16 protein-coding genes are annotated in these 14,462 nt (G+C 63.5%); 8 read left to right on the forward strand and 8 right to left on the reverse strand.

What is annotated here, in order from left to right:
• Nucleotides 1–53: 53 nt before the first annotated feature.
• Nucleotides 54–797, reverse strand: coding sequence for a YcnI family copper-binding membrane protein (locus AC5RVN_RS00150; protein WP_494136726.1), 744 nt, complete (start codon nucleotides 795–797; stop codon nucleotides 54–56).
• A gap of 187 nt (nucleotides 798–984) precedes the next feature.
• Between AC5RVN_RS00150 and AC5RVN_RS00155 the strand changes: the two genes are divergently transcribed.
• A complete protein-coding gene (locus AC5RVN_RS00155) occupies nucleotides 985–3,015 on the forward strand; it encodes a multicopper oxidase family protein (protein WP_494136727.1) in 2,031 nt (676 codons plus the stop codon).
• A gap of 148 nt (nucleotides 3,016–3,163) precedes the next feature.
• Here the strand turns inward: AC5RVN_RS00155 and AC5RVN_RS00160 are convergent, their stop codons facing one another.
• The 5 genes from AC5RVN_RS00160 to AC5RVN_RS00180 all read right to left on the reverse strand — a co-directional run bounded on the left by AC5RVN_RS00160 (nucleotide 3,164) and on the right by AC5RVN_RS00180 (nucleotide 6,177).
• Nucleotides 3,164–3,616, reverse strand: coding sequence for a DUF4383 domain-containing protein (locus AC5RVN_RS00160; RefSeq protein WP_494041663.1), 453 nt, complete (start codon nucleotides 3,614–3,616; stop codon nucleotides 3,164–3,166).
• Nucleotides 3,553–4,146: a MarR family winged helix-turn-helix transcriptional regulator gene (locus AC5RVN_RS00165; protein WP_494041664.1), complete on the reverse strand. Its 594-nt coding sequence runs from the start codon at nucleotides 4,144–4,146 to the stop codon at nucleotides 3,553–3,555. The genes AC5RVN_RS00160 and AC5RVN_RS00165 overlap by 64 nt, the downstream gene beginning before the upstream one ends.
• 92 nt (nucleotides 4,147–4,238) lie before the next feature.
• Nucleotides 4,239–4,946: a DUF3618 domain-containing protein gene (locus tag AC5RVN_RS00170; RefSeq protein ID WP_494136728.1), complete on the reverse strand. Its 708-nt coding sequence runs from the start codon at nucleotides 4,944–4,946 to the stop codon at nucleotides 4,239–4,241.
• Nucleotides 4,943–5,374, reverse strand: a complete 432-nt coding sequence (locus AC5RVN_RS00175; RefSeq protein ID WP_494041666.1) for a phage holin family protein — start codon at nucleotides 5,372–5,374, stop codon at nucleotides 4,943–4,945. The genes AC5RVN_RS00170 and AC5RVN_RS00175 overlap by 4 nt, the downstream gene beginning before the upstream one ends.
• Nucleotides 5,371–6,177: a hypothetical protein gene (locus AC5RVN_RS00180; protein WP_494041667.1), complete on the reverse strand. Its 807-nt coding sequence runs from the start codon at nucleotides 6,175–6,177 to the stop codon at nucleotides 5,371–5,373. Before AC5RVN_RS00180 ends, AC5RVN_RS00175 begins: the two co-directional genes overlap by 4 nt.
• Nucleotides 6,178–6,552: 375 nt before the next feature.
• Between AC5RVN_RS00180 and AC5RVN_RS00185 the strand changes: the two genes are divergently transcribed.
• Nucleotides 6,553–7,158, forward strand: a complete 606-nt coding sequence (locus AC5RVN_RS00185) for a diguanylate cyclase domain-containing protein (RefSeq protein ID WP_494136729.1) — start codon at nucleotides 6,553–6,555, stop codon at nucleotides 7,156–7,158.
• 32 nt (nucleotides 7,159–7,190) lie between these two features.
• Here AC5RVN_RS00185 and AC5RVN_RS00190 read toward each other — a convergent pair whose 3' ends face one another.
• Together AC5RVN_RS00190 and AC5RVN_RS00195 are read right to left on the reverse strand one after the other, a co-directional pair.
• The gene (locus tag AC5RVN_RS00190; RefSeq protein ID WP_494136730.1) at nucleotides 7,191–7,517 is read right to left on the reverse strand and encodes a hypothetical protein; all 327 of its coding nucleotides are present in this window, start codon (nucleotides 7,515–7,517) and stop codon (nucleotides 7,191–7,193) included.
• A gap of 194 nt (nucleotides 7,518–7,711) precedes the next feature.
• On the reverse strand, nucleotides 7,712–8,056 hold the full coding sequence (locus AC5RVN_RS00195) for a hypothetical protein (protein ID WP_494041670.1): 345 nt from the start codon (nucleotides 8,054–8,056) through the stop codon (nucleotides 7,712–7,714).
• A gap of 134 nt (nucleotides 8,057–8,190) precedes the next feature.
• Here AC5RVN_RS00195 and AC5RVN_RS00200 point away from each other — a divergent pair, with 134 nt between their 5' ends.
• From AC5RVN_RS00200 to AC5RVN_RS00225, 6 genes are all read left to right on the forward strand, one after another.
• Nucleotides 8,191–9,408, forward strand: coding sequence for an MFS transporter (locus AC5RVN_RS00200; RefSeq protein WP_494105202.1), 1,218 nt, complete (start codon nucleotides 8,191–8,193; stop codon nucleotides 9,406–9,408).
• 74 nt (nucleotides 9,409–9,482) lie between these two features.
• Complete coding sequence (locus AC5RVN_RS00205) at nucleotides 9,483–10,184, forward strand: esterase/lipase family protein (protein WP_494041672.1); 702 nt, start codon at nucleotides 9,483–9,485, stop codon at nucleotides 10,182–10,184.
• Between the two features lie 110 nt (nucleotides 10,185–10,294).
• Complete coding sequence (locus AC5RVN_RS00210) at nucleotides 10,295–11,191, forward strand: LssY C-terminal domain-containing protein (protein ID WP_494136731.1); 897 nt, start codon at nucleotides 10,295–10,297, stop codon at nucleotides 11,189–11,191.
• A 104-nt stretch (nucleotides 11,192–11,295) separates the two neighbouring features.
• Complete coding sequence (locus tag AC5RVN_RS00215; protein ID WP_494136732.1) at nucleotides 11,296–12,114, forward strand: carbon-nitrogen hydrolase family protein; 819 nt, start codon at nucleotides 11,296–11,298, stop codon at nucleotides 12,112–12,114.
• A 101-nt stretch (nucleotides 12,115–12,215) separates the two neighbouring features.
• On the forward strand, nucleotides 12,216–13,055 hold the full coding sequence (locus AC5RVN_RS00220) for a gamma-glutamyl-gamma-aminobutyrate hydrolase family protein (RefSeq protein WP_494136733.1): 840 nt from the start codon (nucleotides 12,216–12,218) through the stop codon (nucleotides 13,053–13,055).
• Between the two features lie 235 nt (nucleotides 13,056–13,290).
• Nucleotides 13,291–14,418 (forward strand): glutamate--cysteine ligase, encoded by a 1,128-nt coding sequence (locus tag AC5RVN_RS00225; RefSeq protein ID WP_494136734.1) that lies wholly within the window; start codon nucleotides 13,291–13,293, stop codon nucleotides 14,416–14,418.
• Nucleotides 14,419–14,462 lie beyond the last annotated feature (44 nt).

Consider the following 14,462-nt stretch of genomic DNA (forward strand, 5'->3'; position numbering starts at 1 on the left):
GTATATGTGGCTCTATCGGATCAGTACTCGCCGGCGCCGGCAATGCTTGGCCCTTAGCTCTTCCTGGTACGGCCAGCACGGAGGAACGCGGCAATGCCTGCGGCGAGTCCGAACAGGCCAGCCACCATCGCTACCCAGACCTGTCCGGGGGTTCCCGCGTCTGGGCTCACTGAAGCCACTGTTTCGGTGGCCTGGGTAGCCGCAGCCGCAGCAGTGCCAGGGTGGCCGTGTTCGGCCCGCGTAGCGGTAGTGGTGGTGAAGGCTGGGGCAGGGTGTTCTGGTTCGCCTTGGTCCTCGACGACGGGGTCATCCCAGTTCCGCACGCTGCCGTCGGAGTAGGACTGCGCCACTGGGAGCATCACCGTGGTGCCGGACTTCGGAAGCTTTCCCACGTACACCGAGAACGTTTGGTATTGATCCATGGTCAGCTGGCTCGCTGCATCATTGGCAGTCCAGGACACAGACAACGGCGCCTCAGTGATGGTGGCACCGTTAACGGTTACCGGCTGGGGCAATGCTCCTCTGACCACTTCCGCGGTCCAACCCGGAACGGGCTTCACCCGGACTGACGTGAACGGGGTATCCGTTGGCAGGTCCACCTCAATTTTCGTGGTGGTGGCGGTCTTCGATTCGCTGGGAACCCTGAAGGTCACCTGGGTCGAGGCGCCTTCGGCGGGGGCGTCCGGTGTCACGGTCACGTGGGCAGAGGCGGCACCGAGGCCGAAGGTCATGAGAGTGGCAGTGGCTGCCCCCACGGCAGCTGCCTTCAGCGGACGCGGGGTTTTGGTGGTGCTCAAGGGACAGTCCTTTGCTTGAAGCCGCGCACGAGGGCAGGCGGCTGATGGGATTTTCGGCAGCTGCTTCCTCTGCCGGCCATGGCGTTGTGCCAGCCAGCCTGGCGTTGCCCGCTTGGGAAATCCTTGGCATGGCCCAGCCCCAGATTTCCCCAACTTTTTCGCACTGTGGTCCGCACATGCTTTGGACATGTCCATTTCACGCCGGCAGGCAATGCAAATAGGTGGTATCGGAATCATCGGCGCCTTTGGGCTGGCCGTGCCACTGAGATCGGTTGAGGCCAAGTCTGCAAGCCAGCTGGATCCTCGTAACATGCCCAGGCTTTACCAGCGGACCCTGACTGTCCCTGAAGTGCTGAGGCACACACACAAAACCGTGGACCCGGATGGCCACACCAGGTACCACTACCGCATTCAGCAAAAACTGGGTTCAGCGAACATTGTGCCCGGTATGACCACGCCTATTCTTGGCTATAACGGAACCTTTCCGGGCCCCACCATCAAGGTAAACCAGGGGGACCGTACCACCCTCATGATGGACAACGTGCTGCCGCTGCTCCATCCGCAGTGGGGGTATCGGCTCGATACGTCCACCCACCTGCACGGTTCGGCTTCCCTGCCTCAGTTCGACGGCTACGCGAACGATTTGACCGGGCTTGGCTACTGCAAGGATTACGAGTACCCCAACTTCCAGCCGGCGCGAACTCTTTGGTATCACGACCATGCCGTGCACAACACGTCACAAAGTGTCTATTCCGGTCTCGCCGGCCACTACCACCTGCACGATGACGTTGAGCGGAACCTGCTTCCGCAGGGCAAGTTCGACGTTCCGTTGACTGTTTCGGATGCCATGTTCGCTGCCAACGGTCAACTGGCATACGACGACAACACCCACTCCGGGCTCTGGGGTGACGTGATTTTGGTAAATGGCGCCCCATGGCCAGTGATGAAGGTCCAGCGGAGAATCTACCGCTTTCGTATCCTCAATGCCTCCATCTCCCGCTCCTACCGGTTCTCCCTCAGCACAGGGGACCCGGTGACCATGGTGGCAACGGATGGCGGCCTGATGCCCACGGCACAGCAGGTGACATCATGGCGGCACAGCGGTGCCGAGCGCTACGAAGTCCTCATTGACTTCTCCAAGTACCCGGCAGGCAAACGAGTGGAATTGCGCAACCTGTCCAACAAGAACAACGTGGACTACGACAACACCGGCAAGGTCATGGCGTTTGATGTGACGGATGAACCGGTGGATACGTCCGGGCCTGCGGCAAAGGTCCTGCCGACTCTGCTTACGTCAAGCACCACTATGGACCTCAAGCCGTCCCAATCCGTGAAAACCCGGCACATGCGGGTAAAGCGGGACAACGACATCTGGACGTTCGGTGGCATGACCTGGGACGAAGTGGTGGCGAGCGGCTACAAAAAAGTCCTGGCCGACCCGGACCTGGATGATGTGGAAATCTGGGACATCGAGAACAGCTCAGGTGGTTGGTTCCACCCTGTCCATATCCATCTGGTGGATTTCCAGATCCTCAGCCGCAACGGGCGGGCGCCCTTCAACTACGAGCGCGGGCCAAAGGATGTTGTCTACGTAGGCGAGGGCGAAACAGTCCGGCTGCTGATGAAGTTCGAACACCATCGCGGCAGGTACATGATCCACTGCCACAACCTCCCGCACGAAGACCACGACATGATGGCCCAATTCAGTGTGGGTATGAACCCGAACGACCCGGACCCCAACGATCCCATCGAGGCGTCGAGGCCGCACCCCATCACACCAGAAGGAGTGGGGGAACCGGCCAAAGAGCCAACGCCGGCAACGACTGAGTCGACCGTTGGCGACAGTTCAACCGGAACAGCTGAGCCAACAGCTGCTGCAACCCCGACCCCAACCCAAACCACAACCCAGCCGGCGGCTGAACCCCCGACTGCCCAAACCGATGTTCTTAGCATCACCACCGCCAGGCACCGTCTCCGGAAGGACTTGACGATTTCAGGCACTGCCAGGGTCGCGGGCGCCGTCCCGGCCGGTTCGGCATCGGTCACCATCTACGACGTCTCTCCCAACCGCGCACCGAGCAAACTTGGAACCGTCACGGTCAACTCCCTTGGCAGCTGGACCTTGGAGGCGAAGCCGGGCCCGAGCCAGCAGGTGACAGTGGTGAAGGCCGAATCCACGCGCGGCGGATCTGCTACGAGCGCTGTCCGCACCGACTGACAGTTCCCCTTTCCGCCGTCGAAAAAGCCCCTCCGGTTCGTCAAGAGTCGGAGGGGAAGGCGACCCCATCCGGCAGCACAAAAAGCACGGCCCGTCCTCCGGAAGGACGGGCCGTGTAAGGCGAGGTCTACTTGCCCCTCACCCTGGCTTAGCGGTGGTCGGTACGTGCGGTGTTGCGCGAGAGCAGGATGGCCAGGGCGATCATGGCGATGCCGAGGACGAAGTGGAGCCAGTTGTCCGCGTTGTTGACGGGCACGAAGTTGGCCGGGGTGTCATGACCGATAACGAGGCCGTAGAGCCAGAGGACCAGGTAGACGACTCCGCCGTAGAGGAGGAAGTTGCGCGCCTGACCGTGAGTGCGGGACATCAGGATGCCGGCCACGCCGAACAACAGGTGGACGATGTTGTGCAGGACCGAGACCTGGAAGATGCCCAGGAGAAGTGCCTCCGAGCCATGTCCGGCAAATGAGAGTGCCCCGTAATTGCTGGTGATGCCCGGGATGAACCCGAGGATTCCTACCAGCAGGAAGACTGCACCTACTGCCTGCGCTGCTTTCTGGAGGGTTGTTTTGGGTCCGGTTGTCCGGTTTGTTGTAGCCATGGGTGTGCTCCTGGTTCATTGAGGTTTGTGCTTGTGATGTCCGGCGGCGGCAGGGCCGATGCGCCTGGATGGCGGCTTCGGGCTGTGCCCCGGGAAAGGGGAGTGTGCTCGGTGTTCCTGAGCTGGATGATGTGTTGTTCGAGTTGGCGGCGGAACTCAACCTCGGCTTCGGCTTCCGGTGATGCCTGAACCAGGTCCTCAGCCGTGGAAAGGGCCGCCCGTCCAGCTTCCGTAAGTTGGATGTTCGCGCTTCGGCCGTCCCTTCCCGGTTCTTTAGCAAGGAACCCGAGCTCGTGCAGGCGCCGCAGAACCTTGCCCAGGCTTTGCTTGCTTACACAAAGCAGCGCGGCCACGTCAGAGGCTGTGGTGGGTTCAAGTTCCGCCACTGCCTCCAGCGCGTCGAGTGCGCCTTTGGTAAGTCGGAGGCGGGAAAGTTTGCGGTTGAGCTGGCGTTCCGTGAGCCGGGCGGCGATGCTGACAAGCCGGTGAGTGGCCCACTGCTCCGGCTCCCACCGCGGAAGAGCGTTCATATGCCGCGGGCCACCGGCTGGCAACTGCTGGTCCGGTTCCGGTTGCCGTCCCGCAGGATCGCGGGGCGGCTTCCGGACCCTGTCCTGGCCGCTCACGCGTTCGCGACGTTGTCCTTGGCGTCGGTGGCGCGGTCTTTGACGTCGGTGACGGCGCTTTGGCCTTCGTTTTTGACGTTTTGGGCGGCGTCAGTGGCGGTGGCCTTGACGCTTTGGATGGCTTCCTGGGCGGGTTCCTTCAGGTCCTGGACGACGTCTTTGGCGGCGTCGGTGACCTTTCCGGCCAGGGGTTCGGCAGCGGTTTTGAGCTGCTGGGCCGCTTCGCGTTCTTTCTGGCTGGCCGGGATCAGGGAGGAGATGAGCATCCCGGCGCCGAACGCGATCAGCCCGGCGGCCAGCGGGTTGCCCTGGGCCTGGGCTTTGACCTGTGCCGGTGCGTGGGAGATCGCGGTTCCGGCGTCGGAGAGTTTAGCGCTGACGTTGTCCTTGGCCCCGTGCAGGGTATCGCCGGTGCTGTGCAGGGCGTTCCCGGTGTGCCCGGTCCCGGAGGAGACCTTGTCCTGGACCGTGGAGGTGGCCGAGGAGACCTTGTCCTGGACGGTGGAGGTGGCCGAGTCTGCTGCTCCCATGATTTTCTCCTTAGCCCCGCTGACCGCGTCCTTCACGGTGTCTTTGACTTTGTCGGTCTGGCGCTGGACAACGTTGGCCGGGGTGACCTTGTCCGCGACCGCGTCCACGTTGGTGCCAAGGCGCGCACGGGTTTCTTCGATTTCCTGACGGATTGCATCCGGGTTATCGCTCATCGGTTTACCTCACCTGGTTTTAGGGTTGGGGGAATTTCAGAAAGTGTTTCGCCCGTCTGGGGCAGGCCCTGGATCTGTTTGAGTTCCTTGCGGCCGATCGAGGCCAGGACCGCGGCGATGATGCCCCAGATCACGGCGACGATCACAGCGGCCCAGCCCAGCGGCATCAGCGCGCCCAGGGCGAACATCAGCCCCAGGGACAGGAACACCAGGACGAAGTGCCCGGCCACGCCGGCGCCGGCGAGCATCCCGCCGCCCTTGCCTGCCTTCGTGGCGGACTGCTTCAGCTCGGCCTTGGCGAGGGCGACTTCCTGGCGCATCAGGGTGGACAGGTCCCGGGTGACATCACCGAGCAACTCACCCAGGGACGTGTTGTCCGCCTTCACATGCGCCTCACTCGGAGCAGGCTCCGGAATTTGGCTACTCACAGGTGGCGTCCTTCCCTCGTCTGGAAATCGTTATACGGCTCATCCACGTCCGCCAGCGGTACGCCGCCTGCCTCGGTGTCCGAGAAAACAGGCTGTCCCGGTTCCCCGTAAATGGTGTCACCGTAGGTGGCCGGGACAACCGCCTCTCCGGGGAATGGCTCATCGATTCCCGCTGTCACCAGCGGCGCAGCAGCCAACGGGGGCTGTGCGGGCTGGGGCGGGATGGCTGCCGTTCCTGCAGCCGGAGCTCCGGCGGTGAGCCCACGGGTGAGGCGGCCTGCGAGGATGCCGGCGCCTGCGGCCAGCAGCAGGAAAGTGCCGGGCTTGTTGCGGGCGAAGGTCTGAACCTCGCTCAACAGCGAGGCCGCATCCTTGTTCTCAACCCAGGAAGCAATAGAGGAGGTACGGTCAGCGGCCTGGCGGATCAGGTCACTGGCAATGCCCGGCTGATCCGGGGCATCAGCCATGCTCTGCAGCTGGCTGGAAATGGTGCGGATCCCCTCGGCAGCCTTCTGCTGCTGGGTGCCGGCCTGGCTGGAAAGCCCTGACTTGGCCTGCGACAGCAGATCCTGCGCACTGGACTTCGCCTCGGAAGCGACGTTGGCCACTTCTTCCTTCGCGGTCTGCGCTACACCCTGCGCCGCCGATGCTGCCTGGCCGGCCACATTCGACGCCTCTTCCTTGGCGGCCTGCTTCTTGGAGCTGGTGCCGTCCTGGCCTGTTGGGGGAACGGTCGGTGCTGCATTCCCGTACTGGTCAAGGGTGCCCGGGGCAGAAGCCGAGGGCCACTGGTTCTCCGTCATCATCACTCGCTTTCGTAGAAGGCAACTAATTAGTAAGCATGTTTACTATCTACATACTAAGCACACTTGTTATTTCCAGCGCAAGACAGCCCTCTGCCGTGGACATCGCTGCGATCGCACTTGACCAGCGATAACTCCCGTGGGTCCCAGGCTTCCCGGCGACCCCGCACTAGTATCTGAGGCAGGATAAGGTCACTCGATATCGGGTCATTGAAGAATGCCCGTAGCGGCAACGGCAGCCGATTCAACAGTGATTTGCCGGAACAACGTCACGGTTTCCGGTCGGCTCGGATCCACGCTGCAGTCCTAATGCCGGTGGGTGACCAAAATCTGTATTCCACCCACTGCATACCGCAGTCTGGCATCGCGGGCGCGGTGTCCGAGATAGCGGTTGAAATTACCGCTGGAGACGATCAGCGCCGGGCCGCGCTGATCCCGGCGTCGCGGTCCCCGGTCTCGACAGGGGACCCCGTCGTCGTCCGCGTCATCATCTTCAGCGCCCACGAACGCCGGTTATACGAGAAGGAACTGGTGACAGCTCTCCGGGCAGCAGAGGAATCCGAGGTCCGCCGTGCCGAGGGAGAGAAGAAGCTGCAGCGGCTCGCCCTGCAGGATGCCCTCACCGGGCTCCCTGACAGGACAGGCCTGAAGGCGGAGCTGGACCAGCGGCACTCCGGCGGCCTGGCGGAAGGAGACAGCAGGCTGGCGGCGCTCTTTATCGACCTGGACCATGTCGAGGCCGTCAATGACAGCCTGGGGCACGGCTTCGGTGCAGACTCGGGAGATTCAGCGATCGTGGGCAGCTGCATCAACCTGGCTGCATGGCTGGACGCCAATGACGCGGCAAACCGGCCCGCGCTTGACGACCTTTTCCCTCAAACTATGAGTGCAGCTACCCGTCTATTCGGATACAGCTGCACTCAAAGTTTGTGGAAAATCTGGAAGAAGAAGAAAGTTTGTGGCGGCATCCTGGCCCGATGAGTGGGCGCTGCGGGTGCCTTGCCTGTATTGCTTTAGGCCGCGATCAGAGCGCGCCGGGCCGGAGCGTGCTCCCGGCGCGGCGCCAGCACACTGATGGTGCAAGGCGCCTGCTGCGGATCGATCCTGGCCGGCAGGTGGTGGGTTTCCGAAGCGGTATAAAGCATTTCCAGCGCTTCTTCATCCACCCGTGCGTGGCTGATGTCCAGCTTCAGGTCCAGGCCTTCCCGTAAGGAGTTAGCCCGCTTAGCTACTACATAAAGTGCGTTTACGCTGTGGACGGTGATATGCCCCTTTGCAATCACCAGAGCCTTGGCGTGGTCGAGATCTACACGGACAACGATGTTGAGCTTGGAGTTCAAGTTGTAAAGCCTTCCCCGGCATTTGGCTGCGACGCTGCAGCTTCTTGCTATGGCCTGTTTCTTAAGCCTTATCCAGAGTAATGGGCGAATGTGACCCACGCAACAGTTACGTATTTATTACACCAATTGGGGATGCTTGTGTTGTGACAGAGGCCCCGGGCAGTTCCGCCCGAGGCCTCGAATTTCCGGACCGGCTAGACCACCGCCTCGGGAAGACTTCCGGTCAGTACCGTCACCGGAGCGGATGACCAGCGCCCGCGCTCGGGCTCATAGGAGATGACCACGGAGGCGTCGCTGTTCCGTACCTCATCTATGGCGAGCAGGAGGGCGTCCTCAAGATGCCGCGCATATTCCAGCCGCTCAGCCAACGTTCCCCGAAGTTCGCTGTCATCGATCAACGCGTGGCTCTTGCCGTCCACGATGACCTTCAGCAAATACCCCTGGTCCTCGTGAAGGGATCCGCGGGTTGATGTAATCTCGGTGACTTTGTCTGCCCGGACCAGCCCGTTGCCGAGCGTACGGATCCACACTTCACCCATGAAATAAACCTCCCCTTCGGCCGTGGGCGCGAATCAGCACCCATAAGGCAAACGGTAGTCCTTCACAAGGGTTTTGTGACCCCCACACTTCGGCTTTTCTATCTCCTGCAGACGGCCCCCCTAGGATAAATCTGATGACTTCCCCGGACGCCCCCGAGCCCTTCAGCCTTCGCAGCATCGCGGTGGCGGCTTTTGGGCCCACGCTGCTCTTCGGGGTGGGGCAGGGGGCCATTCTTCCGGTGGTGGCGCTGACTGCGCGCGACCTGGGCGCCACCGTTGCCGCGGCGGCCCTGATCGTCACGCTGATGGGGCTCGGCTCCTGGATTTTCAACCTTCCCGCCTCCCTGGTAACCCTGAAATTCGGTGAGCGCTGGGCGATTGTGGGCGCGGCCATCGCTGCCGGCCTGGCCCTTGCCGCGGCCGGGGTGTCCTCCCTGGTCCCCAACGGGCTGTGGCTGCTCGCCGTGGCGATGGCCGTCGTCGGCATGTCCGGGGCAGTGTTCGGCCTGGCGCGGCAGAAATACCTCACGGAAGCCGTTCCTGTGGCGTTCCGTGCGCGGGCGCTGTCCACGCTGGGCGGCGTCAACAGGATCGGTGTGTTCATCGGCCCCTTTTTGGGTGCGGCCGTAATGCAGTTTTTCGGGATCGGTGGTGCCTACTGGGTGGGCGTGGTGGCGATGGCCGCCGCGGCGGTGTTGTCCCTCACCATTCCCGACCTCAAGCCGGCGGAAACGCACGACGGCGGAACACCAGGGCCGGGGCCGACCCTCCGCAGCGTTGCGGTCTCCCACGCCGGCGTGTTCCTCAGCGTTGGCGTGGGAATCCTCCTGCTGAGCGCCCTGCGCTCCTCACGGCAGGTGGTCATCCCGCTGTGGGCAGACCACCTGGGAATGGACGCCACTTCTGCCTCCCTGGTCTATGGGCTGTCCGGGGCTATCGACATGCTGGTGTTCTATCCCGCCGGCAAGCTCATGGACCGGAAAGGCCGCCAGTTTGTGGCCGTCCCATCCACGCTGATCATGGGCACTGCGCTGCTGCTGATACCGCTGACCGGGTCTTTTGTGGGGCTGCTGCTGGCCGCACTGCTCATAGGGTTCGGCAACGGCATCAGTTCCGGGCTGGTCATGACCCTGGGCGCTGACTTTTCCCCGGACCGGGGCCGCGGCCAGTTCCTGGGCCTGTGGCGTTTTATGGCCGACGCCGGTTCCACCGCCGGGCCTGTCCTTCTTTCCGGGGTGACGGCCCTGGCGTCCCTGGGCGCGGGGATCTCAGCCACAGCCGTCCTGGGGTTCGCGGCGGCGGCCGTGTTCGCCGTCGTGATTCCCCGGCTCAGGCACCGGCGCAACTACTGACAGGGTTCTGGCACAGCTGCCTGTTTCGGCCGGGGATTGCTGGGTAACGGCCTCGGCGCGGTTATCCTCAACAGATGAGTGAAACGGGCACGCCCACTCGAACCAGCCCCCTGCAAAAGGGTCTGTGGTGGTTGCAGGACTATTTATATGCCGGCGCGTGGCAGGTCCGTGGCATGTTCTCCCGGGTGCAGCCCGGCTCGTTCCACCAGGGCCACCGCACTCCAGTGGTGATCATTCCCGGGGTTTACGAAAACTGGCAGTTCATGCTGCCCCTCATCCAGTGCATCCACGACGCCGGCCATCCCGTGCACGTGGTGACGGTGCTGCAGCGAAACAGCCTGGACGTCCCCGCAGCCGCCCGGCTCGTTGCCCAGCACCTGGAGGAGGCCGGGCTGCGGGACGCAGCCATCGTGGCGCACAGCAAAGGCGGGCTCATCGGCAAGTACGCCATGCTGAACCTGGACCCGGAGCACCGGATCCACCGGATGATCGCCGTGTGCACGCCCTTTTCAGGATCGCGCTATGCCAAGTACATGCTGCTTCCCAGCCTGCGGATCTTTTCGCCGCGCAACGCCCTGACCCTCCAGCTGGCACGCGAAGAGACCATCAACACCAGGATCACGTCCATCTACGGGCCGTTTGATCCGCACATACCGGAGGGCAGCGTCCTGCCGGGGGGCACCAACATTGAGCTGCCCACGGCCGGCCACTTCCGGATCCTGGGGGATCCCGAAACCTCGCGGATCATCGTGGAACAGCTGAACCTTCCTGCGTGAGCGGGAGCGCCTCCTGTCCGCCGGGTGCCGTGCTTGCAGGGTCGGGGCTGCAGGCATCCTCCTGAACCTCTTAGGCTGGTCAAGGATTGGCGACCGAAAGGGGAAACACTGTGACGTCCACCGGCGGGAAGCGGGCTGTTCCGGAAGAGCCGGACCACTCGCGGTCCAGCAGCGCGGTGGTGCGGCGGCAAAGCAGGTGGGCCACCGTGCTGGCGGTCCTGCAGCGGCTGCTGTATCTGGTGGTGACCATCGCCGTCGGCTGGGCGGTGTACTACTTCCTCCTCGCCAGGCTGTCGCGCGGGCTTGAGCAGGCATGGGTCTTCCTGCCGGTGTGGCTGATCCTGGCGTACGCCCTGCTGCCGCGCATCCACAAAATCCTGAGCAGCCTGTACATTCCGGACTACTTCATCGGGCGGACAAGAACGGGCGACGGCGTACTGGGCGATCCCGTGAACCTCGCCGTGGTAGGCCCCAAGGAGGAGCTGCGGCAGGCGATGCAGACGGCAGGGTGGGTGGAAGCCGACCCCATCACCCCCAGCACCGCGTGGCGCACCCTGACGTCGACTGTCCTTGCGCGCAGCTACCCGCACGCCCCGGTCAGCTCGCTCTACGTTTTCGGTAACAAGCAGGACCTCGCGTTCCAACGCGAAATCGAGGGCAACCCGCGTAAACGGCACCACGTGCGGTTCTGGAAATGCCCGGAAGGCTGGATGCTGCCCGGCGGGCTGGCCGTGGACTGGGTAGGGGCCGGCACCTATGACCGGAGCGTGGGACTCTCCCTGTTCACCTTCCAAATCACGCACAAGATTGCTGACCGCACGGACGAGGAACGCGACTTCATCATCGAAACCCTCCGCTCGGCCAACGCTGTTGAGTCCGTGCACGTGATCCGCAACTACTACAGCGGCTACCACCACCGCAACGGCGGCGGCGATGCCATCCGGACCGATGGCCACCTGCCCATCATCGACCTTCACCCGCCAGACCGGCTGCGGAAGGCAAAGTAAGCCTGCGCGGCTCCGAGGGGGAGGGGCCGGGGAGGGCTGTTGACTCAACCGGGGGTATGGGAACCTTATTGGAGGGTCCGTTTCGCGGTGGCAGGAGGACTGTAGTGAGAATCGCCTCCGGGCAGTTCAGCGCCGGCAGGGACCCTCGCCGGAACCTGCTGCACATCGGGCAACTGATGGAAACCGCAGCCCTGGGCAACGCGGACTTGTTGGTGCTCCCCGAGTCCAGCCTCTACGCCAGCACCGAGCCCCCGAGCGTCCTGGCCAATGTGGCAGAGCCCCTGGACGGGCCGTTCGTGGGAGGCATCGCCGCGCTCGCAAAGGGCCTGCACTTGCCAGTGGTGGTGGGAACTACCGAGGCCAACCCCACAGGTCTGCCATACAACACCCTGGTGGCCCTTGACGCTGAGGGGGCCATCCAGGGCACCTACCGCAAAGCCCACCTCTATGACGCCTTCGGTTACAGCGAAAGCGCCGGAATCAGCCAGGGAACCATCGGCCCACCTGACCTGCTCTCCTACGGCCAGCTGCGCCTCGGCATGCTCACCTGCTACGACCTTCGATTCCCGGAGAGCGCCCGCTTCCTGATCGACGCCGGAGCGAACGTCCTGCTGCTGCCGGCCATGTGGATTGCCGGTCCGGGCAAAGAGGACCACTGGAGCACCCTGGTCCGTGCCCGCGCAATCGAAAACACCTCCTATGTGGTGACGGCCAACCAGTCAGGACCCCTTGCCACCGCATATTCGATCATGGTTGACCCTTTCGGGGTGGTCATTGCCAACGCGGGCGAAGCGCCCAAAGTTGTCTTCGCGGAGCTTGAACCTGAACGGATCGCGGCAGTTCGGACCCGCGTGCCGTCCCTGCTGAACCGCCGCTTCAGCGTCATCCCCCGCACAACGGGTGAGCCCGCGGGCAGAGCCTGAAAAATGTGATCCTCTCGACACCTCGAATTGACCGCGACGAAACATTCCGGGCCCTTTGCCGCCATAGCATTAATGCAGAGAATTTCCCCGGAAGGACCACAGTGCAAACAACCGACGCCGCGATGAAACCCATCATCGGACTCACCACGTACCTCGAGCAGGCCGGTACCGATGGATGCGGCACGGTCAGGGCGGCATTCCTGCCCGAGACATACCTGAACCCCATCATCGCAGCGGGCGGTGTCCCCATCCTCCTGCCACCCCAGCCGGTGGTGGCAGGAATGATTGAACAGCTCGTGAACAGGCTCGATGGTTTGGTGGTTCCAGGCGGATGGGACGTGGATCCGGCACTGTACGGCCAGGCAGCCCACCCTGAAACTGACGAGCCCCGCCCGGAGCGTGATGCCTGGGAGCAAGCCCTGATCCAGGAAGCGATCCGGCAGGACGTTCCACTGCTCTGCATCTGCCGGGGGGAGCAGCTGCTTAACGTGACACTTGGCGGCAGCCTCCACCAGCACCTGCCCGACGTCATCGGAAACGGGCAGTACCAGCTCGGCGGTTACAACTTCAACCAAATCGCCGTCGAAATCAGGTCCGGCTCCCGCCTTGAAGAACTGATTGGTGCCAACCCCGGACCCGTCCCTGTGTCCCACCATCAGGCTGTGGACAGGCTCGGTGAGGGCCTCGTGGCTGCTGCCTGGAGCGAGGATCAGGTGGTGGAGGCTGTTGAATATCCGGCCAGTACCTTCACGATGGGTATCCAGTGGCACCCGGAAGAGCTTCCCGAGGACTTCGGCATTTTCCGGGGGTTCGTTGAAGCAGCCCGCGGTAAGTTCCTGTCCCGGCTCCTGCCGGCCACCCCGCCGTCGTCGGTCTCCGCAGAGTCGGTGGTGACAAGCCCGGCCACGGACGCCATCTCCATACAGCCTGGCGCCTTCTAGGGAGCGTGCCCCGGCACGAAGTCCCGCCCGGACCCCTGCCAAGCAGCCACGTGACAAGGCTGTGGGCCACCTGTCTTGCGGGCAGGAACTAAGCCTGCTTACTATGTGAGGGTTATGGGAGGTTGAGCAAACGCCCTGGGATCCATACAAGGAGCATCGTGGCTTACCTTATCCAATACGGCTGTGCACCCGCAGGCGGGCGGTTGCCGGTTGTGACACCCTGCGGGGTGGTCCGATGACGCGTAGGGTCGGGGTTGAGGAAGAGTTCCTTATTGTCGACGCCGGCGGGAACCCTGTGCCACTGGGCGAGGTCCTCGAACAGCTGAGCGACTTTCCCCGCCTCACCAGCGAGATGAAGCAGGAGCAGATCGAAACCTGCACCCTTCCCCGGACCAGCCTTTTTGACGTGGCGCAGGACCTTACAACAGGGCGGGCGAGTGCCGACGCTGCAGCCCGGCGGGTGGGAGCACGAGCCGTAGCTTTGGCAACCTCGCCGATGCCCGTACAGTCCACCATCGCGCCCGGCGAGCGGTGCGCGGCCCTGATGGAACGGTTCGGTCTTACTGCCGCAGAGCAGCTGACCGGCGGCTGCCACGTGCACGTGGAGATTGAGTCGGACGAGGAAGGCGTCGCCATCCTTGACCGAATCAGGATTTGGATGCCCGTCCTGCAGGCGCTCAGCAGCAACTCGCCGTACTGGAACGGTGTGGACTCGAGCTTCGCGAGTTACCGTGCCCAGGCCTGGAACCGGTGGCCAACCACGGGACCGGCGGAAATCTACGGTTCAGCCGCCGCCTACCACCATGAGATGCAGCAGATGCTCAGCTCAGGGGTACCACTTGATCAAGCAAACCTTTACCTGGACGCCCGGCTGAGCCACAAACATCCCACCGTTGAGGTCAGGGTGGCCGACGTCTGCCTGTTCGCCGACGACACCGTCCTCATCGCCGCCCTGGTGCGCGCCCTGGCTGAGACGGCGGCACGGCAGTGGCGTGACGGCGTTGGCCCCGTTCCGGCGTCGGCTACCCGGCTGCGGCTTGCCGCGTGGCAGGCGAGCCGTTATGGACTGGACGGTGAGCTGGCCGATCCATTGACGGGTACTCTGCGCGGCGCCTTCGAGGTTGCACTTGCGCTGCTGGACCACCTGCGCCCGGTGCTCGAGGAGCAGGGTGAGTACAGCACTGTGGAGTTCCTCCTGTTCCAGGTTCTGGACCGGGGGACCGGCGCTGCAGTTCAGCGCAGCTCTTATGCCGAATCGGCCAGCCTCAGGGACGTGGTGGCCGACGCCGTCCACATCACTGCGCTGCCCGCCACTCCGCTGCAGGAGGTGGAGAACCGGCTTTTGCAGAACCAACTGACGTAGAGCTTGGAAAGTGGAGGGCTGGGGCTCCTCACGTGCTGCACAGG

The organism is Arthrobacter sp. sptzw32 (assembly GCF_059089735.1).

Coding starts and splice junctions, on each gene's coding strand:
- AC5RVN_RS00155 (WP_494136727.1), top strand. CDS start 985: ATGTCCATTTCACGCCGGCAGGCAATGCAAATAGGTGGTATCGGAATC.
- AC5RVN_RS00160 (WP_494041663.1), bottom strand. CDS start 3,616: ATGGCTACAACAAACCGGACAACCGGACCCAAAACAACCCTCCAGAAA.
- AC5RVN_RS00165 (WP_494041664.1), bottom strand. CDS start 4,146: ATGAACGCTCTTCCGCGGTGGGAGCCGGAGCAGTGGGCCACTCACCGG.
- AC5RVN_RS00170 (WP_494136728.1), bottom strand. CDS start 4,946: ATGAGCGATAACCCGGATGCAATCCGTCAGGAAATCGAAGAAACCCGT.
- AC5RVN_RS00180 (WP_494041667.1), bottom strand. CDS start 6,177: ATGACGGAGAACCAGTGGCCCTCGGCTTCTGCCCCGGGCACCCTTGAC.
- AC5RVN_RS00195 (WP_494041670.1), bottom strand. CDS start 8,056: ATGGGTGAAGTGTGGATCCGTACGCTCGGCAACGGGCTGGTCCGGGCA.
- AC5RVN_RS00200 (WP_494105202.1), top strand. CDS start 8,191: ATGACTTCCCCGGACGCCCCCGAGCCCTTCAGCCTTCGCAGCATCGCG.
- AC5RVN_RS00205 (WP_494041672.1), top strand. CDS start 9,483: ATGAGTGAAACGGGCACGCCCACTCGAACCAGCCCCCTGCAAAAGGGT.
- AC5RVN_RS00225 (WP_494136734.1), top strand. CDS start 13,291: ATGACGCGTAGGGTCGGGGTTGAGGAAGAGTTCCTTATTGTCGACGCC.